This window comes from Alkalihalobacillus sp. BA299, from assembly GCF_017745675.1.
GTDB lineage: Bacteria > Bacillota > Bacilli > Bacillales > Bacillaceae_F > Alkalihalobacterium.
Map to the genome: position 1 here is coordinate 1 of NZ_JAFLJM010000028.1, position 21058 is coordinate 21058.

A 21058-nucleotide genomic window follows, 5' to 3' on the forward strand; every position below is an offset into this window, starting at 1 on the left:
CTTCTTCAAGATGTCCTAAAAGAAAGTAACAAAAAGATTCAAAAGTTAATTCGATGTCAACTACAACACTGGATTGCAGGCTTACCTAATTACATCAAGGTCTACCTGCCTATTTCAGTGAGCGAAAGTTGAGTTAATAAATAAAAAATTAGCTTAACTTGCTAGTTTAAGTTATGGAAAAATTCATTAATAACTTGTTTGGCAGGGCATTATAACTTGTAAGTTAGCAGGCATTTCATGCCTTATGTTTTTAACTCACCTTTTTACCATAATTATTGAGATAATATATATTATTTTGCCTATTTTCTATTTTTATAGGTCTTTTAATTATAATATTTAGAAAATAATGAATAAGTTAATAGAAGTAAAATATCAACTTTTAAAAACTCAAAGGTGTGGAGGGTTATATTTGGCCAAAGTAACCGTGTTAATGCCTGTATATAATGGAGAACAATTTTTAAACGAATCGATTAAGAGTATTCTAAGTCAGACCTATAAAGATTTTGAATTATTAATTATCGATGATGGATCAACTGATAATAGTGTAAAAGTTATTAAATCATTTCAAGATTCAAGAATTCGTTTAGTTCATAATGAAAATAATTTAAAGTTAATTTCAACTTTAAACAAAGGTATTAGATTATCAAAAGGAGATTATATCGCAAGAATGGATTGTGATGATATTAGCTTACCAGAACGGATGGAAAGACAATTTAAATTTTTGGAAAATAATTCAAAAGTAGGTGTTTGCGGAACTTGGTTAAGGAGAATGGATAAAAACAGCATCTGGAAAGCTCCTTTACATCACGATGAAATTAAATGTTCCCTACTTTTTAATAGTTGTATTTACCACCCTACTGTTATGATTCGAAAGAACATCCTTAATAAATTTAACTTATTTTATAACGAGGATGCCATACATGCTGAAGATTATGATTTATGGGTTCGTTTAGCACAAAAAACAAATTTAGCAAATTTACCTGAACCCTTATTATTTTATAGAATGCATAAAAATCAAATAGGAAAAGTATTTTATAAAGAGCAATTAAACACAACCAATAAAATTCGTTTAAAACAAATACATTATCTTGGAATTGAACCAACTAAGGAAGAATTCCACATCCATCGACTTCTTACTAAATCAAAGAACCAAAAACACCTGAAATTATTAAAGCAAAAAATTACGGATGTAGAAAAATGGATTGATAAATTATTACAAAAAAACAACAAAATACATTATTTTAATCAGGACTCTTTTAAAAAAATATTATCAAATTTCCTTATAAAAATTAAAAAACAGTAAAAGGAGCATATAAATGTTTAACAATATTTCAGTTCTTATCCCTTTTCAGTCGGATAATAGGATGAGAAAAGATATATTCGAATGGGTAAAAAGATTCTACAAAACAATGCTTCCTGGAGCAGAAATATGTATTGGTGAACAAAATGATGAAATATTTTCGAGGTCTAAAGGCATAAACCAAGCTGCTCAAATGGCAACAAATAGTATTTTTGTTATTGCTGATGCTGATATATTTTATGATCCAATTATTATAACCAAGTCTATAAAACTACTTGAAATCCATCCATGGGTTATTCCATATAATAATGTATTAAATTTAACGGAAACTAGTACTAAAAAGCTTTTGAAAACTAAACCTATATGGCCGACGAATATTAGAATAGAGGCTAGAAAACGCCATTCCGGAACCTACAGTAGTGTTGGCGGATTAAATGTCATTCCACGACATCATTTTGAAGCTGTCGGTGGTTTTGATGAAAGATTTGTAGGTTGGGGGAGAGAAGACGATACATTTGTCTTGGCAATGAATGCAATATGTGGTCCTTTTGTCAGAATAGATTCAAGTATTTATCATTTATGGCATCCGCCCATGGAGAAATCAAATCTTAATCAGAACGATCAACTTTATCAAAAGTATAAAAAAGCTAGTGGAAAAAAAGAAGCAATAGAAAAACTCATTAATGATAGAAAAAAAAAGTAAAAATCAACAGGTAATAGATTATTAATTTAACTTGTTTTGAAATGGAGGTATTTTTGTAATGGTATCAGTTATTACCTGTACAATGCGACAAAATTATATCGATAATGTTTTTGAAAATTATAACACTCAAGGGTGGAGAGACAAGGAATTAATTATCATTTTAAATAAAGATAATATGGATCTTAATGAATGGGAAAATAGAGCAAAAAATGCTCACAATGTTTCAGTGTATCAATTACCAGAAAAGACTCCTTTAGGCCAATGTTTGAACTTTGGAGTTGGTAAAGCAAAATACGATTATATTGCTAAGTTTGACGATGATGATTATTATTCAACTCATTATTTAACAGAAGCGATGTTAGCTTTTAATAAAATTAATACTCAAATCATAGGTAAAACAACATATTACGCATATATTGAAAGAAAAAATGCTTTAATAATAATGCATAAAAATAGTGAAAATCAGTATGTAAATTCTGTGGCTGGTGGAACGCTCATTTTTAAAAAAAATGTATTTCAGAAAGTGAAATTTGGTAATAGAAGAGTTGGATCAGACCAGGAATTTTTAAAGCAATGTAGGAAATGTGGTTTTAGAATATACTCTACAAATAAGGAGAACTATACCTTAATTAGAAAGCCAAATCAAAACCATCATACTTGGAAAGATGGTGATGATTTTATTTTAAGAAAAGGAGAATTAATAACTTTTACTGATAACTTTAAATCGATCGTTTCATCACAGGATAAATAATATTTAAATTAAAAAGCGTTGGTAATATTAATAAATTTGTGTAAATCGATAGATTACTTTTCAGTATTTGTATTTATAAGGGGCTGATTATGGACCACGTATCAGAAAAAAATCTCTATCTAATGAACAGGTGGTGATTATTTTATAGTTATTCCCAGTTTTGGTTCAATTAGTGTTTTACTCTGTTATACTTAAGCTAACAAAAGATCATTGGAGAGGTAGTGCTATGGATGAATTAATGAAACTACTTGACTACTTGACGAGAATTTGATTTTTACAGGTACTGACATATCCATTTCTATGTTAAATCTACTCAAAAAGAATGTATGTGTCCTTTTTGTTAAACAGTATCTTCCCGAATCCACTCTCGTTACAAACGAAGCTTTCAAGATTTACCTATTCAAGGTAAAAAAGTGTTGATTACGTTATCCAATCGAAAAATGTTTTGTGATAACCCATAATGTGATCGTACGACATTTGCAGAATCCTTTTCCTTTATAGACAATAAAGACAAAAAAACAAAGTGGTTAAAAGAAACGATCATCGAAATTTCACTAACACAAAGTTCTGTTTCAGCCTCAACTTATCTAACGCAACATGTAGTCGATGTTAAAAAAAGTACGATCTGTTATTATCAAAAAAAACGAACCGACAATAAATAAAGAGAAAATAGAAGCTGTCTGTATCGATAATTTTGCTATGAAAAAGAGAACTAGTTACAGCACTGTAATGGTTGATCTAAACGATGGCAGGATCATTGATATAATAGAATCAAGAGATAAAAATGACGTTGTCGCTTGGCTCTCACAATTTCCAAATTTAAAATATGGCCCAAGAGATTGATCTCATACATATGCTTCTGCTATTCGAGAAGCTCATCCAAACGCCCATCACATCAGTTATCGATTTCATTTAGTGAAAAATTTGACGGATGCGATCATCCAATGTATTTATAAGTTTTTATCTGGACGAATTGTCATTTCTTTGACAAAGGAAAAGAAAGTGATGAACGAACTGCTGAGTAGTAAACCGTCACGCCGTGATAAAATTCTACTGGTCAAGTCCTTGGCTTCTCAAGGACGAACCATACAAAAAATCAAATCTCTAACGAAATGCAGTCTTCAAACAATTCGAAAATATATTAGAATGCCTGAATGCCTGAAGAAGATATCCCAAAAAATTCAGATGATAAGCGTTGTCGTGAACATAAGGAAGCTATCCAGAAGATCATGGATAGAGTCAAAGAAGTAAGAGCTTTACAGAAAGAAGGGTATAGTATAAGAAAAATAGCAGATAAGACAGGCTATACAAAGAAAACAATAAAAAATTATTTATCTCCCAACTTCAATCCTATTCATGGTCAATATGACGTACAGCGTCCAGGAAAACTGTCTCCCTTTAGAAATGAAGTCATTGCATTGCGTGCGAAAGGAATACCCTATAAAGACATTCATACATCCCTTCGCAAAAAGGATATACAGGATCAGAAGCTGCTATTAGACAATTCATAGCGAAAGAAAAAAGGCAGCAAAAAGATCTCAAAGACTATGATGCTGTTGGTTCTACTGAGATCATAGAAAGAAAATAGCTAGTAAAGCTACTTTATAAACCTCTAGAGAAAATGAAATCACTCACCCATGAACAAGTGAAGAACGTTGTCCAGAAGTATCCGTTATTAGATAAATTGCACCACTTGGTTGGCATTTTAAAGAGATACTTCTTTCAGGGAAAAAAGAATCTTTACATGCATGGATAGCAGAGGTAGAAAGCCTCGAATTAAGTGAATTGACTAGTTTTCTCAACGGAATAAAAAAAGAAAATAAATGCGGTTAAAAATGCATTTACGCTTCTCTATAGTAAAGGATTGGCTGAAGGGAGTGTGAATAAGTTAAAGACAATCAAACGCATCATGTATGGCAGAAATAGTTTTGAACTTCTACGGAATAAATTATTGCTACTTGAATCACGCAAATTCAACTAACACTGGAAAAAACTGGTTTGGCGCTTACCTTATTTTCACAAAAGGTCCTTTATCGATTTCGATAAACACTATTTTTGAAAAATATCCATCTGTTCATATAAGCCTCCCTATACTGTTTCACCAAAATTGCGAGAGAACCATTTTACCATCGTTACTTACAAAGTGTTTAGATAATTCCAACATTAATAGAACAAAGACTTCAAAGATAGCGATATCTAAGAAAACATTTTTAATTAATCCCATAGATTTTTTGTATAATCTTTTTCTCCAAACTTGTATTTTTTGACCATATAAGTAAATTTGAAAAAACCTTTTTTCTTTGTATATTAGGGTCATTTGTACTTTGGCTCCTTTCACTATTAACAGGATCATCATTATAAACTAATAATGGTTCATTAATAAATGCGAATTTAGTTTTTGTAGCTACTCTTAACCATAATGCGTAATCTTCTACTCCTCTCATATCTCTCCCTTCCGGAAAACCAATGACATCTAAAAATAAAGATTTATGAACAATAGTAGAACTACATATGACTTGATTTACTTTAATTAAATCATCTAAAGTTAATATTGATTTGTTTTCATTGATTAATAAGGTATCTGAAACACCTTTATTTGGTATATATCGATACGCGTTAGTACAAGATGCTAGATGATTATGTTTAGTTAAAGTAGTTAATTGCTTTTCTAATTTATTTGGCATCCATTCATCATCACTATCTAAAAATGCAATCCATTGACCTTTACTTATTTTGATTCCTCTATTTCTAGGAATAGCAGGTCTTCCACCGCGCTCTCCTGGAATCCACTTTACCCTATCATCTTTTAACGAAATTACTATATTTTCACTTTTATCTGTTGAGCCATCATCACAAACTAATACCTCTATTGAATCAACCGTTTGATTAAGGGCACTTAAAATAGCTTTTTTAAGGGTTTTTTCACGGTTCCATGTAGGGATAATAACTGATATTAAACACAAGGATTCCACCTTCTTTTTTAAAAACTTTCTATAATCATTTATTTAAATGACTAACTTATAGTTGCTTGTGTATCATCTTTATTGATTTACATAAAGTTTAGGTTGATTTTTCTTAATCTGGTTTATAAGAGACGTACGATTAGAATCAGCTTTCGGTCCCATTGTACATCCATGGCGACGATAAAAGAATAATGGTTCCCGAATAGTATCACCAAGCCATCCTTTCTCTGTAAGGGAAAGTCAAAAGTCCCAATCTTCATATCCTTATTATAACTACTAGCTAATTCCCAAACTTGTTTTCTAACTAGAGAACATACAACTACAATATTGATGTGAAAAAGTGTTTGTATATTAAAAGCTGCAGGAAGTCAAGTCGTTTCAAGGTATCAAAAAAATTTGATACTACTAGGAGAAACAAAACTAATTTATGGCTTGTTATCAAGACTTTAACATCTTTTTCAATTAAGGTTGGGGAATTTTATCGTCTGCATGTAAAGGGAAAATATAGTTTCCTTTTACTTCCTTATTTCCAGCATTCTGAGCAACAAGTAATCCTTTATTTTCCTGATAGGTCATCCTAGTTTTCGATTTATTCCTTAAGTTTTTTGTATATCGATTGGTAGAACCGTTATTTACAATAATGAGTTCAATATTTTGAAAGACGGAACTTAAACAAGAATCCACAGCTTCTTCAAAGAATTGTCCGTAATTTTAACAAGAAATAATAACACTAACCTTTGGATTATTTTGAGAGATAGATATATTAACTTCTCCAAATAGTTTGATATTCTATTGTATTAAGTTATAAACCAGTACGTTCTAGGCACAACACTAGATTTAGCCAATTCCTCATTCGTTTAGAATATTGTCTGTAAGTTAGCTTTAATAATAATGAAATTCCTTTTAGTTAAGTAACTATACATTTTAGGTAATAAGTACATAAACTACATTAGAAGTTTAAAATTAAAAAGGTGTGTTGTGATACTAATGAAAATAGTTTTGGTGACAGGGGGAGCAAGCTTTATCGGCTCGCATATTGTTGATTTATTATTGAAAACCGGATATGAACCTATCATTATTGATAATTTAAGTACAGGGGAAAAGGAAAATATCCCTAAAAATATTACAATGTATAAAATGGATATATTATCATCTGAAGTAATAAATGTCTTTTCTAAAGAAAAACCGGATTATGTTATACATCAGGCCGCGCAAGTAGATGTGACTCGATCTATGAAAAGTCCTCTAACAGATGCATCTGTAAATATTATGGGTACATTAAATTTATTAAAGTATTGCAAAACATTTAAAATAAAAAAGTTTATATATGCCTCTACGTCTGCTGTTTACGGTAATACTTCTGATTGCAGTATAACAGAATATTTCCCAATTCAACCAATCTCTTATTATGGTGTTTCTAAACATTCTTCGGAATTGTATATTAAGCTTTTTCATCATCAGTATCATTTACCTTACACAATTTTAAGATATGCCAATGTTTATGGTCCCCGTCAAACACCAAAAGGAGAAGGAGGAGTTATTTCTATTTTTATTAAAAAGTTGTTAAAAAGCGAAATACCGATTATTTTTGGAGATGGAAACCAAACAAGGGATTTTATTTATGTAAAGGATGTAGCTAATGCAAATATCCGTTCATTAAGTTATGGTGACAATAAAGTAATTAATATTTCTAGAAATGAAAAAGTCACCATAAATGAGCTTTATCACAAAATAATTTCTCTAATCCCAGGCCCTTCTATCCCTTCATATTAACCAAAGCGAGATAGGGATATTAGGTATAGCAGGTTATGTAATAAGAAAGCAAGAAAACTTCTTAAATGGCAGCCAAAATATAATTTAATAGATGGTTTAAACGAAACGATTAATTTTCACAAAAACTTATGAACTTACAACTAAAACGGTTCCAAAAAGAGGTGGAGAATTTTGAATAAAGTAGGCCTATTATATATTTGTACAGGTAAATATGAGATTTTTTGGGAGAGCTTTTATAACAGTTCTGAAAAATTCCTTTTACCTAATTGTCAAAAAATGTACTTTGTCTTTAGTGATGCTAAGAGGATATATAACGAAGATAATGATACTGTAAGAAAGGTATCCCAAAAAAATTTAGGTTGGCCGAGAAATACATTAATGAGATTTAATATGTTTAGAAAAATAGAAGAAGAGTTAAAGGAATATGATTATTTGTTCTTTTTTAATGCTAATATGTTGCTCGTAGATATTGTGTATGAAGAAGAAATCTTACCCAAAAAAGAAGGATTAATGGCAGTTATTCATCCAGGTTTCTATAATAAAAAAGAAAATGCTTTTTCATACGATAGAAACCCTAATAGTCAAGCTTATATTCCATATGGGCAAGGTAAGTACTATTTTATGGGTGGATTAAATGGAGGAAGATCACATGATTATTTGAAGTTGATAAAAACATTGGATGGAAGGATTAAGAAAGATTTAGCTAATGGAGTTACCGCTATATGGCATGATGAATCACATTTAAATAAATATCTTTTAGGAAAAACCATAAAAATACTAAATCCATCTTATGGCTATCCAGAAGGTTGGAACCTCCCATTTACTCCTAAAATCATAATCAGAGATAAAAAGAAATGGGGGGGGCATGCTTTTTTAAGACATAACTGATAATGAGTAAATTTAATTCAATATATTCTCATTTTATAAACATAAAGGTTCTTGACCTGAGTTGGTGCTTTAAATTAATTAGCTGTTTCAAGCTTTACTAGTAGGTTGAAATGATGTCCGATAGCTAAAGACACGTCGTTTTATCATTTTAATCTTGTTGTTACTTCCTTCGATTCAAAACTTTACTAAAAAAGGAACTATCGTCTGTGTATGTTCTATGTTAAGAAAATAGACATGTCGTGATGTAGGGAATATACTGAACAAATGAAAGAAGGATTTGAAGATTGGGGTTTTTAAATTTCACCAGCTCTACAAATGGATGGTAAGCCTGGACTATAAAAATAAGCGCACCTTCACGGTACGCATCACAAATAGCCGTATATCATGATTTTTTTATCGAGATATACTGTAAATCATCACATTATTTCAGGTCAGCTTTTTCACATTCATTCATCCTAAAATCTGAAATAATGTGATATTTTTTTCGGATTATTTCAGATTTTGTACGTTCTCTGTAAGCCCGAATTATAAAAAAATAAGCGCACCTTACGGTACGTACAACAAATGGCCGTATATCGCGATTTTTTTTAGCCGTATATCGCGATTTTTTTTAATCGAATATACGGCTATTTTATTTTCTGCTACACGCTGCCTGAATTAACTTTGACCAAGGCATGTATTGATTTAAAATTTCAGGGTTTTAATGGATGTTGAAATTCGGTAGATCCGTCAAAAGTTTCTTTATGTATTCATAGAAATCTACACCGTTACTTTTAGCGGTTTCTGCAATACTTAAACAGATGACGTTTGCTGTTGCACCAGATTCACTAACGGAGTGTAGCCAGCTTTTTCTTCCCACCACACTTGGACGGATAGCGTTTTCAGCTGGTTATTAAAACATTAGAATAACCAGCTGAGCGATCCATCAAGCCCGTGGTCATTGGCCGTAAAAACTTCTTATTCAGCAACACTCCTCGCGGGCCAAGGCCAGCGCGATCATCTACAGCATCGTGGAAACCGCAAAAGCAAACCAGCTTAATCCGTTTCAGTACTTGACCTATCTCTTTGATCGGTTGCCTCAGCTCTCCGATCCAACCGATCCTGAGGCGTTGAAAATGCTGGTTCCTTGGTCGTCATCCTTACCGTTGACTTGCCGCATCTTTTCCAAATAAGCGTAACTCAGCCCTCATCTTCTCACAAGGTGTGGGCTATTTGACGCTTATGACTCTACATATTGTCGAATATGGGGATATCTCCATATTCGGCACACTTGTGCTACACATCTCCTGCAAGAGGGAGCTCATTTGGTGTCTATTCAAAAATTGCTTGGACATAAAAGCATAACGACCACTCAAATTTATTTGCACATCACCACCTCTGACTTAAAAGAACTTTCAAAGCATCATCCTATGCGAAAAATGCGTAACATAATGGGGTTAAAAGGCGATCCCGTCCATTCCTTTCAGACTCCTTATGGCATCCGGACAGGAACATAACGAAATTTAATGAAATACTGCGGATGAGCTAGATTGGAATAGAATTACCATATCTAACTGACCTAAACGGTTAATCTGAGCCTAAATTAATGCCGCTAAATCCTTTAAAATCTCCTTCAAATATCCATGTTTTCGTGCTATTGGCATTCGCTTTTGCGTGGATACTTTGTATAGCGTCATGTGTCCTCTTCGGTCGAAACCCATAGGAAGTCGCCACAAATTGAGCTTCCCATTGAGGTTCCAGCGCATTTTTGACCACATTCTTCCATACTCTATCTTTTATAATGGGTATGCCAAGCGGTCGTAATTTTCCATTTTTTTCATAATGCGAATCCGCCTTGCAGGTTTAGGTTGGTGAGTGTAGACACTCTGTGTTTTCATAAGGATAAATAATTCTTCTCTAGCTGAAGGCTTATGAACTTTATGTCCATCTACACCTGCTGTGCGTTTACCTCAGTTAATTTGAGTTACTCGTTTAATAGACCATAACAAGTTAGCCTGGCTGCGAAGCATCAAGCGTTGTAACTTCCTTACTTTTCGATGATGAGCTAGCTGTTCAGCACGAAAGATCCGTTGTCGTAACTTCTGTACATATCGTTCGATCTCTTTCCAATTTAGTAAGGACCATTGGATAAGTGAGGGAATAGCCGACTTTTGATGCAAAGCATTCATAACTTATTCCTTCCTTTCGACAGAAGATGCTTTTCGCTTTCTTTCTGGTTGATGACCAATTGGAAGTCAGCACCCTTTGGGGTTACATCATGGATTTGGTCACTTGACCGATGTTATCCGTTCAGTTATGTATTCCTGTTGCCTTTCGGCGTAACGGCCTTCGCTTCTTCCAATCTCCTTTACCTCCTGCAACGTCGGTTTATCTTGCGATATTCCTACTACATATGCAGATTGCATGAGGCTTACCAAGTTCCGCTTAAATCAGATACGATGAAGGTAGGTGTCTTCTCTACTCCGACAGGTTTGTGGTCGTTGTTCAATGGCCGTAGAAGCCCATTTTTCCTACCTGTTCTACTAACGCAACGCATTTCTTTTTCGTTAGCTGTTTATGACGAAGCTTACAAAGATTCACGTAAAGTTCAACTTGTTCATCTTTCCCTTGCGCGGTTTCCATGTGCGCTCATGTACACCTTACGCTTTATCTCATGCAACCGACCTATCTGTTGCCAGATACGCCGTTTCGATTGGGAATTGCCTTAACGACTAGGCAAGTAATTGTATTACACTGATATTAAGCAACTTTCATGTAGCACCCTACGCTTAAACATAGCCGTTACCTTCTATTCTCCAAGGCTAACTACCAGTGGTCGGCTCAACCTTTCTGGGTGGGATTCGCACCCACTATATGACACGCCCCTGCTTGGAAGCATGGTCAGTCCCTCAGTTAGTTAAAGCACGAAAGTGCTTTAAAGTTTCCGTTCATTGGTTCGTATCATTGAAGTAAAGACTAGTGAAACTTGGGATGCTTTGCGTAAAGAATTGGAACGTATTCATCTTGGACATTTTTCTTCAAAAAACGGTGACGTCTACCAAAGCACAGAACTGACAACCAAACAACGTCAAGCCTTTGCGGCGCTTGAGGTTGAACCTCCTCCAAGGTTCATAAAAATTGATCCGAAGGCATAGATACACACCTTATCTGTGTCCCAATCCCGTGAGCCCACAATGGATAAGGGTTTGCAGGTATTTTATTTGCCTAGCAATTGTCGAACTCGGCTGGAGCAATTGAGGTTATTATATCCCTTTCACTACAGTATCTTGACAATGAAATTTCTAGCTTGTTCCAGCTTTTTTTAAAGATTTTAAGAAGACAAATTTATATTTATTTGAAATAATTTCTGGCTACTGACCATTTTCTACATGGAAGGGAGTAAAAGACTTCTGATAAAATATTAGGGAATCATCGTAGAAAAAAGTATATCTATGGTTTTCCATATCTTGATATATCTTCTAACCACAATGTTAAAAGTTCAATTTCCTCTTTTTTAACAATACCACTTTTGTATAGTGCCTCATAAGCTTGATACATGTTATCCTCTATGGAATATTCTGATTTAATACTCCTAGATACTATATCAATAATTTTGTAAGGATATAGATAACATGGGATTTCCGATTCAAAATCTTTGATAAACTCATGAGCATTTCTTTCTTGAACTACCGTTGCTTTAGTAAAGCCTAAATGATAACCTTTAGTCCACATAATGGGTTGGGCAACTAAACCTCTTAGAATATCAGTAAAACGAAAGGTTACATATGCGGGAAGATACAATAAGGGAAATAGTTCTTTACGAAATGCAGTATTTTGTGAATTAAAAGGGGAAATTGTTCCTTTTCCAAGAACAATTGGCCCAATTTCATCAAAATAACAAGAGGTATTATTAGTTAAACGATATATTGCATCTACATCAGGATCACCATCTGCTAAGCCCTGCCAAACGCCAATAAAGGAATATTTTTTTTTCAAATTGGTTGAAAAGTTTTTTGGCTTTGTAATTTTATCCAGTGGCAAACCTCGTGGCCATATGTGCATATTGGAAAAATACTTATAGATGTTAATAAACCCCAAATTCTGATCAGTAATTTCAAATGGACCTTCGAACTTTGGAAAACCCCAGTTGTTTTTAGGAATATTATCATCATCAGTATCAACAATAATCTGCGCTCCAGATTGTATAGAATATAGATATCCGATCATTTTCCGAGAATAATGATTATATGGTAATTTTTTTATTATTTTATAATCAATATTATTCTGTTTATTAGTTGGGAAAAATACAACATGACTATGTTGCCAATTTGAAGGGGTCTTAAGGTCTCCAACTACAATAATATTGTAGTTGGAAAATGTCGAAAATTTTTTAATAGCTGAAGTCGGATCATGAATAGTGGTGATAACAATAAAAAATTTATTCCGCTCATCGCTGTGCTTTTTCAAGATCACTTCACACCTTTCAAATATTTATCAAAAAAAGCTTTCGTGGTATACTTATTTTTAGCTTTCTCATAAGCATTTTGAACAATTGGCAAATATTCATTATAATTTTTCAATATTTCTGCTATCTTCTTATCCAATTCATTCTCTTGATAATAAATGAATTCTTTATTAGGTTCAAAAAAATACTCTATTATATTAAACGGATCCTTTCTACATAGAATTAAAGATTGAGAAAATGCAGCTTCAAACACTCTCGATTTTAATTGAGGTACAAGAACTTCGCTGTCCTTAAGATCATCGCCGGGTTTAGGAACATAATGAAAAGCCTCATTATTCTCCCACCCATCAATTTGATAGAGATGATTTAATTGATCTTTCCCTAAAAAGAGTAAATTATGAACAACACTGATTTTCGATTTTGAAGCAATTTCCAATTTTTTTTGATAGGACACACTCCTATCGGTTACAAGTTTGTGGTTGCTATGTGATACGATCTTGTAGTTGTATTTACTTATTGTTTGAGCCACCTCTATAATATTTTTTTTGCGTAAATGACCTGAATAAAAGACATCAAATATTTTATTATTTTTTTTAGGGATTAACTGCTCATTAAAAGGGAAAAATACAAATGTTCTTTTATTATTTGAATACTTTTGATTCAACCATTTTGAGGTATATGGGCAAATTGTAAATATTTTATAAAAATAATCCTCATATGGTATATGATTAAATGAAGCATCTGGAACCCAAAGCCGATTAGGTTCTTCAAATTCAAGATACACTATTTTCTTATTTTTTGTACCCAACTTTCTCCAATCAACAATATTATGAATAAGCAAAAAATCCCCAGCTAATGATTTGAAGCGTGAAAAATTATAAAAGCGCGTAGGATCTTCAGGGTAATTTTTTATCCCTTCTTGATATACTTCCACTCCACTATCCTCCTCTCCGTTTATTACGACTTTCATTCTTTGGCTAGTATTTCCTTCATCTTCTATAAATTATTATTTTTCATAACTAACTGTTACAACTTTTATTTTATTGCCTATTTGATTTATTTGGACAATACTTCTATAGAAATTTATCCCGAATTTCGAAAGTCCGTAACATCAACCCAAATCAGGCTCTTCGCCACTAGCTGTGATGTAATAACATAGTTTCTCTATTGTAAGCGTCAAACTATCTACACCTACAAAACCTAGATAGCGTTTATCATAATAGTACCCAGGAGGTGCTATTATGGCAGAGGTTACTAGAAGATTAAGTACGCAAGAGTGGGACGAACTCATTGAAAACTACCATATCAGCGGATTAACTGCAGCACAATGGTGTGAATCTCATAGTTTTAAAGTTAGTCAATTACGCTGGCAGATGATCAAACGATTCAATGGGTACCTCTTCACACCGATTCCATTATCTCTGGATCACCATCGATTACTGTAAAGATCGGTAACGCGGAGATTTCCGTCTCAGAAGGATTCAACAAACAACTTTTTGCAGAAGTTGTTCATTCTCTACTAACCTTATGTTAAACCTGAAGCAGACATCAAATGTATACCTTGCCATAGGAAAAACGGACATGCGAAAGAGCATTGACGGGCTGGCCATTATAGTTCAGATGAGTTTCAAACTAGATCCTTTTTCCAATGCTATCTTTGTATTTTGCAATTTAAAACGAGATAAAATTAAATTGCTTTATTGGGAAAATAATGGGTTCTGGCTTGCCTATCGCCGTCTGGAAAGAGGGAGATTTAAATGGCCGGAAAATGCGAACGATAAAGTGATGCCTATTACCGAACGACAACTTCGCTGGCTCCTTATACTGAATTCGGAATAAGGAGCCAGCGAAGTTCCTACTGCGACAGATTACGGACTTCTTGTTCATCTTTCGGCCATTGCAGCTTACCATTATCCAAACGTTTATAGAGCATAGCGAAGCCATCCCCATCGAAATACAGACATTTATATCGATCTTTCTTCCATCCAGCAAATAAGAATATAGAATCGCCATAGGAACTAATTCAAAAGAGTCTTGAATCAGGGGAGCTAATCCGTCAATTCCTTTTCTCATATCCGTCTTTCCAAAAATGATATAGATATTTTTCACATCCGTATAATCATGTTTCACCAATGCTTCAACTCCTTTATGATCGTTTGGATGATGTGCCCCTCAACGCCGTTGTAAAAGGAGATCTCTACTTTTTCCGTTTTGATTGTGCAGATGCTAGAGGAACCGATTGTTGAACAAACCGGTGAGGATTTACTATTTTCGGGAAGAAGTGTAACGGGGACAATAGTTAATTTTTCTTGCGGCATCAAAAAAGCACCTCCTTCTATTTATACTTGTATCGTATTAGGAGGTGCTGCCTAATTATATGCGTTGTTTGAATGGGGGCTTACCGTTCTCTCTCCATTTTTTCAAATTATTTCAGTTTAAAATGAAGGGTAGTAGAGTAAGAAACTGATTTCAAAGGGGCTGTCCCATAAGGTCATAAAATGACCTTATGGGACAGCCCCTTTTTTCATAATATTTTTTAAAAAAAGTGCACAAAAAAATCGCCAAATCGATTAAAATGAAGTCACCACAACTAAACAAATTAAAAGAAAGAGGCGATTTTTTTTGAGTAACCAAGTGGCTACGTTTAAACAGTATAACATGAATCAACTTATTCTTCCTATTGACTTTTCAGATTTTAATCCCAGACAATCATGTCGTTCGAGTGGTAAACGGCATGATCAATGCGTTAAGTGATGATCTTTTCTTCCAGGAGTATAAAGGTGGCGGTCGCCCTGCTTATCACCCGAAAATGATGACGAAAATTGTACTCTTTGCCTACACACAAAAGATGTTCTCTTGTCGAGAAAATGCCAAAGCTCTTCAGGAGAACCTTCCTATGATGTGGCTAGCGGCTCAACAAACACCAGATTTTCGTACGATCAATCGTTTTCGTTCTGAACGGCTAAAACTATTAATGGATACGTTATTTTCAGTGTTAACCTGCTTACTTATTAAAGAAGGTTATGTGGATGGGAAGTCTTATTTTTTAGATGGGACTAAAATTGAAGCGAATGCCAATAAGTACTCCTTTGTTTGGAAAAAGAGCATCGTTGGATATGAGGAAAAGCTCCAAGTTAAAATAGAAGAGATGCTTCAAGCGATCGAGGATCATATTGAACTAGATACAGCTCAGCCTAAACAAGAAGATACCCTATTTGAAAAACCACGTATTTCAAGCGAAGCTCTTCAAACCGTTATTCATTCGATTGAAGAGGAATTACAGAAAAAAGAAGAGCAAATCGAACAAGCGAAAGATAAAGAAGAAAAGAAAGTCCAAAAAAGAGAAGCAAAACCTCTTCAAAAACTTTATCGAAAAGTCACAACCGATTATCTTCCTCGCCTTTTAAAATACGAGGAAGCCTTCGGTCTCTTTGGTGAGCGTAATAGTTACTCCAAAACCGATCCCGATGCGACATTTATGCGCATGAAAGATGACCATATGAACAACGGACAGTTAAAAGCAGGCTACAACTGGCAAGTCGGAACGAAAAATCAATTCATTCTTTTTCATACGCTGTACCACAATCCAACGGATAAACGATGTCTTGAACCTCATGTCAAAGCGCTAAAAGAAAGTGGGATTCCATTGCCAGACACGTTAATTGCCGATGCGGGTTATGGAAGCGAATCCAATTACGTCGCCATGGAAGAAGAAACATTTGAAACCTTGATTCCGTACAATACATTTCGCCAAGAACAAAAACCATCCTTCTCTAAAAAAACGTACCATCCTCACAACTGGAATTATAATGAGAAAGATGACTTCTACTGGTGCCCGAATCAACGGAAAGTAATCTTTAAACGCTATAGTAAAAAGACGGATCAGTACGGATATACTCGGGATTTTAAAATCTATGAATGTGAATCTTGTGAAGGTTGTCCTTTTAAAGCAGACTGTACAAAAACAAAGGGAAATCGCCAAATTCATTACAATCCAGTTTATGAAGAATTAAAAACGAAGCAAAACCAAAAGTTAAATAGTGAAGAAGGCCGAACGCTCTACCAAAAAAGAAAAATCGATGTGGAGAGCGTATTTGGTCATGTCAAACAAAATCTTGGCTTTCGAAGACTCCACCTTCGAGGGAAAGAAAAAGTATACATTGAACTAGGATTAATTGCATTAGCCCACAACATTCTTAAACCCTTGTAGTTTACGGTTCAGACCTTTAACCAACTCTCGTATATCCATGTATAATTTATGTCGTGGTTCTGTATTATTTACCCATTCTAATTGCCATTTTGGTTCATTTAAGCAAACACAATTATTTAAACTGTCTAGTAATGCACTCGTTAAAGTAGTCCCCCCCTCTTGGAATTCCTGTTACAATTATGTTTTTTGTTTCTAAGAAAACTCTCCTTTTATAATAAATACATAGACCTAATAAAATGTAATATCATTTCCTTATATTAATATAATAACTTTTTATAAATTAATAAGAATAGATATATACTATTCCTTTTCTCCTTGCTAGTACTGTATTCTCAAAAATAGTGGTAAGGAATTTGTCCCATTCGAAAAAGGCTGATGTTGACAGTATGAATTTGAATTATAATTGAATACTTACTCCTTCCTTGATGCATTGTCCTGTAAAAAAACTCTTATCAGACCTAAATAACTAGGACTTCACCCATTTTTCAGCGATATACTGGGATATTGTCACGTCTTTCCTATGCCCATTAATACGATATATAAGCCATTACTTTCGATGTCGTATTTGCAGTTTGGAAGGAGATTTCAGATGAATATATGTGTGATTGGAGCTGGGTATGTAGGACTTACAACTGCAGCCGTTTTATCTGACTGTGGTCATTATATCGATTGTGTAGATATAAATCATGAAAGGATAGCCATGTTAAAAAAAGGAGTCGTTCCAATTTTTGAACCGGGCTTAGAAGAAATAATTTCAAAAAACATAGAGAACAACCATTTAACTTTTTCAACTAAAGTGAAGGAAAAAATTGATGAAAATCCAATAATTTTTATTACGGTTGGCACTCCATCATTAGAAGATGGAAGTCCAAACCTCACCTATGTAAAGTTAGTTGTCGATGATATTGCCAATTCAATAACTTCTCACAAAACGATTATTATTAAAAGTACGGTACCACCTGGAACAAATGAAGAAATTTATAACATGTTTATTGAAAAAGATGTCGACCCTGAATTGTTTGATATCGTTTCCAATCCTGAGTTTTTACGTGAAGGCTCAGCTGTGAAGGATATGCTGGAGCCAGATAAGGTAGTAGTCGGTATAAAGCGACCTGAGCCAGTACAAGTGATGCAAAAGATTTATCAACAAATACATGCTCCTTATATTGTGACAAGTCTAACGGGGGCGGAAATGATTAAGTATGCTTCGAATGCTTTTTTAGCGACCAAGATTTCATTTATTAATGAAATTGCCCGAATATGTGATGCGTATGAAGTGAATGTATCTGATGTTGCTTTGGGACTCGGAACCGACCCGAGAATTGGTCCACTTTTCCTTCGAGCGGGGTTAGGATACGGTGGATCATGTTTCCCTAAAGATTTACAAGGACTGACGTATGCCGCGAAAAAGAAAAACATTCACCCCGAGTTAATTACTTCCGTACAAAACGTCAATGATATGCAAATTGATATCTACTTGAAAAAACTGAAAAGCGCTATTCCAGAGCTAAAAGAAAAACAAGTTACGGTTTGGGGACTTTCCTTCAAACCTGACACAGACGACACCCGTTATTCTGCTTCAATTCGATTAATCGAAAAATTACTGGAGGAAGGTGCAACCATTCACGCATACGATCCTGTAGTTAAGCTAGACCATCCCGAGATTATTTGTCATTCGAACGCCTATGAAGCTGTTAAACAATCTGACGCACTGATCGTTGCGACCGAATGGAATGAATTTAAAGAAATCAATTGGTTAAAAGTGAAAGAATCAATGGATGGAAACATTGTTCTTGATGGCCGCAATATCATTGACCCTAGAATCGTAAGGCATGCCGGCTTCCACTATTTAGGGGTGGGGCAATTGTGAAAATACTAGTGACTGGTGCCGCTGGGTTTATCGGCTCGCACCTATGTGAATATCTACTAACAGATGAATCAAATGAAGTCATTGGGGTTGATGGTTTTGTAGGTTTTACGGACCATGCTATAAAGCAGAGAAACTTAGTGAACCTTATGAACCACCCTCGTTTTCAATTTGTAAAAAAAGATTTGCTCGATATTAATTGGGATGATCACCTGAAAGACGTCGATGTCATTTTTCATTTAGCCGGTATGCCAGGGGTGAGAACGAGCTGGGGGGAAGACTTTAAACTTTATGTTAACTATAATATCAATGTGACTCAACGTTTATTAGAGGCGAGCCGTAACTTACCCATTAAAAAATTCATTTATGCTTCCACTTCCTCCGCTTACGGCGACAAAACAGGAAAAGTATCAGAGGATTCCAGGTGTACTCCTCTTTCCCCATATGGTGTAACGAAATTAACTGGTGAATATTTATGTCGGGTCTATCATGAAAATGATGGTGTTCCTATCGTAATCCTAAGATATTTCACCGTTTATGGCCCGAGACAACGACCTGACATGGCTTTTCACCGCTTTATTAGAAAAATAATGCTGGGTGAACCAATCGAAGTCTATGGTGATGGAAAACAAACTCGCGACTTTACGTTTATATCTGATTGTGTAAAAGGAACAGCAGCGACACTTTATACAGACCATTCTATTATCGGAGAGACGATTAACATTGGTGGAAAAGAACGAGCTTCAGTCTTAGATACCATCTCCATTATTGAAGAGCTTTTTCAACAAAAAGCGAATATCAATTTTACTGGAAATACTCGCGGGGAACCGAAACACACGTGGGCCGATATTTCTAAAGCTCAAAAACTCCTTCATTATTATCCAACCATCTCTCTAAAAATAGGACTACAAAAAGAAATAGAAGATTTAAAGCAACTCTACAAGGAGGTGTGATCATGAAAGTTGCGTTGGTATGTACCGAGAACCTTCCTTCACCGGCTATCAAAGGTGGAGCGATCCAAGTGTTAATTGATGGAATCGTACCAATATTAAGTGAGAAGCATGACATTTCCATCTTTTCAGTCGCTGACCATTCACTACCTAATCGAGAAATAGTGAATAACATTGAATATATTCGCGTTCCTTATAAAAATTATATGAGAGAGATTGCTAAACTTTTATCTCAATCTCGCTTTGATATTATTCAAGTATACAACCGTCCAAAAGCGATATTACATTTTAAAGAGGTTGCTCCAAACAGCAAATTGATACTAAGCCTTCATAATGATGTATTACGTGAAGAAAAGGTTGCTTATGAGTTAGGAAAAAAGGTGATTGAGACTTGTGATCATATTTTTGCGATCAGTCAATATATTAAACAAGAACTCATGAATCGGTTTCCTGAAGCCGGTGATAAAACGACCGTTGTTTATTCAGGTGTGAACTTAAATGACTATTCGCCGATTTGGTCCTCACATATTCAACCCATACGTCAGCATTATCGAGAAAAATATGGTGTAGAAAATAAAAAGGTGATTTTATTTGCCGGGCGTCTTTGTAAATCGAAAGGACCCCATATTCTAATTCAAGCGATGAGATCCTTGATAAAAAAACATCCTGATGCTGTTTTAGTCATTGCTGGCGGCAAATGGTTTAGTGATAATACAATTAATCATTATGTGTATTACCTCTACCAGCTTGCAAAGCCTTTAAAGGAAAAAGTGATTTTTACAAAATTTATTCCTGCACAAGAAATTCCTAAATTTTTTCTAATTGCCGACATTTTTGTATGCAGCTCTCAATGGGAGGAACCACTTGCTAGAGTTCATTATGAAGCAATGGCGGCGGGGCTCCCGATTATTACAACAAATAGAGGCGGTAATACCGAAGTTATCACCCATTTAAAAAATGGCTATGTTATTGATGATTATAACGTACCGAAACAATTTGCCGATGCCATTGATTACTATTTATGTAACCCAAATGTTGCTTTACAGTTTGCAAAAAACGGTCGTTTACTCGTTGAAGAAAACTTTCAATACAAGCATACTGTAAAACGTCTTGAAACAGCCTATGAAGCTATAAAAGAAGGGATTACAAATTAGATTTTAATAAATAGCACCAGCGGTAGGGTTTAGGATGTTCTATTTTCTCCTAAAC

Annotated in this window: 20 protein-coding genes and 6 pseudogenes; 18 read left to right on the forward strand and 8 right to left on the reverse strand. The window is 34.4% G+C overall.

Features of this window, described 5'->3' with window-relative positions; genetic code table 11:
* Nucleotides 1-409 precede the first annotated feature (409 nt).
* The 7 genes from J0N78_RS23440 (at nt 410) to J0N78_RS26605 (ending at nt 4735) form a co-directional block, all read left to right on the forward strand.
* Nucleotides 410-1303, forward strand: a complete 894-nt coding sequence (locus tag J0N78_RS23440; RefSeq protein WP_209125515.1) for a glycosyltransferase — start codon at nt 410-412, stop codon at nt 1301-1303.
* A gap of 13 nt (nt 1304-1316) precedes the next feature.
* Nucleotides 1317-2003 (forward strand): galactosyltransferase-related protein, encoded by a 687-nt coding sequence (locus J0N78_RS23445; protein WP_209125516.1) that lies wholly within the window; start codon nt 1317-1319, stop codon nt 2001-2003.
* Nucleotides 2004-2061: 58 nt separating this feature from the next.
* Nucleotides 2062-2754, forward strand: coding sequence for a glycosyltransferase family 2 protein (locus J0N78_RS23450; RefSeq protein WP_209125517.1), 693 nt, complete (start codon nt 2062-2064; stop codon nt 2752-2754).
* 359 nt (nt 2755-3113) lie between these two features.
* Nucleotides 3114-3215 carry a transposase family protein gene (locus J0N78_RS26595; RefSeq protein WP_209125552.1) on the forward strand — a complete coding sequence of 34 codons (102 nt, stop codon included), beginning with the start codon at nt 3114-3116 and terminating at the stop codon, nt 3213-3215.
* Nucleotides 3216-3360: 145 nt separating this feature from the next.
* Nucleotides 3361-3597 carry a transposase gene (locus J0N78_RS26600; protein ID WP_209125518.1) on the forward strand — a complete coding sequence of 79 codons (237 nt, stop codon included), beginning with the start codon at nt 3361-3363 and terminating at the stop codon, nt 3595-3597.
* Nucleotides 3598-3908: 311 nt separating this feature from the next.
* Nucleotides 3909-4265 carry a helix-turn-helix domain-containing protein gene (locus tag J0N78_RS23470; protein ID WP_209125519.1) on the forward strand — a complete coding sequence of 119 codons (357 nt, stop codon included), beginning with the start codon at nt 3909-3911 and terminating at the stop codon, nt 4263-4265.
* A 308-nt stretch (nt 4266-4573) separates the two neighbouring features.
* Complete coding sequence (locus J0N78_RS26605; RefSeq protein WP_209125554.1) at nt 4574-4735, forward strand: transposase; 162 nt, start codon at nt 4574-4576, stop codon at nt 4733-4735.
* A 229-nt stretch (nt 4736-4964) separates the two neighbouring features.
* On the opposite strand, the gene J0N78_RS23480 is transcribed toward J0N78_RS26605, so the two are convergent.
* The gene (locus tag J0N78_RS23480; RefSeq protein WP_209125520.1) at nt 4965-5717 is read right to left on the reverse strand and encodes a glycosyltransferase family 2 protein; all 753 of its coding nucleotides are present in this window, start codon (nt 5715-5717) and stop codon (nt 4965-4967) included.
* A 462-nt stretch (nt 5718-6179) separates the two neighbouring features.
* Nucleotides 6180-6413 (reverse strand): annotated as a pseudogene (locus J0N78_RS26610) (glycosyltransferase family A protein); the annotation flags it as partial.
* Nucleotides 6414-6704: 291 nt separating this feature from the next.
* Between J0N78_RS26610 and J0N78_RS23490 the strand changes: the two are divergent.
* Complete coding sequence (locus J0N78_RS23490) at nt 6705-7490, forward strand: NAD-dependent epimerase/dehydratase family protein (protein ID WP_307794997.1); 786 nt, start codon at nt 6705-6707, stop codon at nt 7488-7490.
* Nucleotides 7491-7661: 171 nt separating this feature from the next.
* Nucleotides 7662-8378 (forward strand): family 6 glucosyltransferase, encoded by a 717-nt coding sequence (locus J0N78_RS23495; RefSeq protein ID WP_209125522.1) that lies wholly within the window; start codon nt 7662-7664, stop codon nt 8376-8378.
* A gap of 631 nt (nt 8379-9009) precedes the next feature.
* On the opposite strand, the pseudogene J0N78_RS26695 reads toward J0N78_RS23495, so the two are convergent.
* Nucleotides 9010-9267 (reverse strand): annotated as a pseudogene (locus J0N78_RS26695) (transposase domain-containing protein); the annotation flags it as partial.
* 23 nt (nt 9268-9290) lie between these two features.
* Between J0N78_RS26695 and J0N78_RS23500 the strand changes: the two are divergent.
* Nucleotides 9291-9550, forward strand: a pseudogene (locus J0N78_RS23500) (transposase domain-containing protein); the annotation flags it as partial.
* Between the two features lie 87 nt (nt 9551-9637).
* A complete protein-coding gene (locus J0N78_RS23505; RefSeq protein ID WP_307794998.1) occupies nt 9638-9874 on the forward strand; it encodes a tyrosine-type recombinase/integrase in 237 nt (78 codons plus the stop codon).
* 100 nt (nt 9875-9974) lie between these two features.
* On the opposite strand, the pseudogene J0N78_RS23510 reads toward J0N78_RS23505, so the two are convergent.
* Together J0N78_RS23510 and J0N78_RS23515 are read right to left on the reverse strand one after the other, a co-directional pair.
* A pseudogene (locus J0N78_RS23510) lies at nt 9975-10546 on the reverse strand (reverse transcriptase N-terminal domain-containing protein); the annotation flags it as partial.
* Between the two features lie 316 nt (nt 10547-10862).
* On the reverse strand, nt 10863-11000 hold the full coding sequence (locus J0N78_RS23515; protein WP_209125523.1) for a hypothetical protein: 138 nt from the start codon (nt 10998-11000) through the stop codon (nt 10863-10865).
* 308 nt (nt 11001-11308) lie between these two features.
* Between J0N78_RS23515 and J0N78_RS26700 the strand changes: the two are divergent.
* Nucleotides 11309-11512 (forward strand): annotated as a pseudogene (locus J0N78_RS26700) (IS1634 family transposase); the annotation flags it as partial.
* Between the two features lie 295 nt (nt 11513-11807).
* On the opposite strand, the gene J0N78_RS23520 reads toward J0N78_RS26700, so the two are convergent.
* Nucleotides 11808-12824 carry an STELLO glycosyltransferase family protein gene (locus J0N78_RS23520; RefSeq protein ID WP_209125524.1) on the reverse strand — a complete coding sequence of 339 codons (1017 nt, stop codon included), beginning with the start codon at nt 12822-12824 and terminating at the stop codon, nt 11808-11810.
* A 2-nt stretch (nt 12825-12826) separates the two neighbouring features.
* On the reverse strand, nt 12827-13756 hold the full coding sequence (locus tag J0N78_RS23525; RefSeq protein WP_209125525.1) for a glycosyltransferase: 930 nt from the start codon (nt 13754-13756) through the stop codon (nt 12827-12829).
* Nucleotides 13757-14063: 307 nt separating this feature from the next.
* On the opposite strand from J0N78_RS23525, the gene tnpA reads away from it, so the two are divergent.
* A complete protein-coding gene (tnpA, locus tag J0N78_RS23530) occupies nt 14064-14267 on the forward strand; it encodes an IS66 family insertion sequence element accessory protein TnpA (protein ID WP_209125526.1) in 204 nt (67 codons plus the stop codon).
* 82 nt (nt 14268-14349) lie between these two features.
* Nucleotides 14350-14661 carry an IS66 family insertion sequence element accessory protein TnpB gene (gene tnpB, locus J0N78_RS23535; RefSeq protein ID WP_280637269.1) on the forward strand — a complete coding sequence of 104 codons (312 nt, stop codon included), beginning with the start codon at nt 14350-14352 and terminating at the stop codon, nt 14659-14661.
* A 16-nt stretch (nt 14662-14677) separates the two neighbouring features.
* Here the strand turns inward: tnpB (J0N78_RS23535) and tnpB (J0N78_RS26615) are convergent, their stop codons facing one another.
* On the reverse strand, nt 14678-14845 hold the full coding sequence (gene tnpB / locus J0N78_RS26615; protein ID WP_209125556.1) for an IS66 family insertion sequence element accessory protein TnpB: 168 nt from the start codon (nt 14843-14845) through the stop codon (nt 14678-14680).
* A 599-nt stretch (nt 14846-15444) separates the two neighbouring features.
* Between tnpB (J0N78_RS26615) and J0N78_RS23545 the strand changes: the two are divergent.
* The 4 genes and pseudogenes from J0N78_RS23545 to J0N78_RS23560 all read left to right on the forward strand — a co-directional run.
* Nucleotides 15445-17023: pseudogene (locus J0N78_RS23545) on the forward strand (IS1182 family transposase); the annotation flags it as partial.
* A gap of 598 nt (nt 17024-17621) precedes the next feature.
* Nucleotides 17622-18902, forward strand: coding sequence for a UDP-glucose dehydrogenase family protein (locus J0N78_RS23550; protein ID WP_209125528.1), 1281 nt, complete (start codon nt 17622-17624; stop codon nt 18900-18902).
* Nucleotides 18899-19852: an NAD-dependent epimerase/dehydratase family protein gene (locus J0N78_RS23555; protein WP_209125529.1), complete on the forward strand. Its 954-nt coding sequence runs from the start codon at nt 18899-18901 to the stop codon at nt 19850-19852. Before J0N78_RS23550 ends, J0N78_RS23555 begins: the two co-directional genes overlap by 4 nt.
* Before the next feature lie 2 nt (nt 19853-19854).
* A complete protein-coding gene (locus J0N78_RS23560; RefSeq protein WP_209125530.1) occupies nt 19855-21003 on the forward strand; it encodes a glycosyltransferase family 4 protein in 1149 nt (382 codons plus the stop codon).
* Nucleotides 21004-21058: the final 55 nt, after the last annotated feature.

What these genes read in the sequence shown, in the direction of transcription:
- J0N78_RS23445 (WP_209125516.1), top strand. Translation starts at nt 1,317, where the DNA reads ATGTTTAACAATATTTCAGTTCTTATCCCTTTTCAGTCGGATAATAGG.
- J0N78_RS23450 (WP_209125517.1), top strand. Translation starts at nt 2,062, where the DNA reads ATGGTATCAGTTATTACCTGTACAATGCGACAAAATTATATCGATAAT.
- J0N78_RS23560 (WP_209125530.1), top strand. Translation starts at nt 19,855, where the DNA reads ATGAAAGTTGCGTTGGTATGTACCGAGAACCTTCCTTCACCGGCTATC.
- J0N78_RS23490 (WP_307794997.1), top strand. Translation starts at nt 6,705, where the DNA reads ATGAAAATAGTTTTGGTGACAGGGGGAGCAAGCTTTATCGGCTCGCAT.
- J0N78_RS23550 (WP_209125528.1), top strand. Translation starts at nt 17,622, where the DNA reads ATGAATATATGTGTGATTGGAGCTGGGTATGTAGGACTTACAACTGCA.
- J0N78_RS26600 (WP_209125518.1), top strand. Translation starts at nt 3,361, where the DNA reads ATGTTAAAAAAAGTACGATCTGTTATTATCAAAAAAAACGAACCGACA.
- J0N78_RS23470 (WP_209125519.1), top strand. Translation starts at nt 3,909, where the DNA reads ATGCCTGAAGAAGATATCCCAAAAAATTCAGATGATAAGCGTTGTCGT.
- tnpA (WP_209125526.1), top strand. Translation starts at nt 14,064, where the DNA reads ATGGCAGAGGTTACTAGAAGATTAAGTACGCAAGAGTGGGACGAACTC.
- tnpB (WP_280637269.1), top strand. Translation starts at nt 14,350, where the DNA reads ATGTTAAACCTGAAGCAGACATCAAATGTATACCTTGCCATAGGAAAA.
- J0N78_RS23515 (WP_209125523.1), bottom strand. Translation starts at nt 11,000, where the DNA reads ATGGAAACCGCGCAAGGGAAAGATGAACAAGTTGAACTTTACGTGAAT.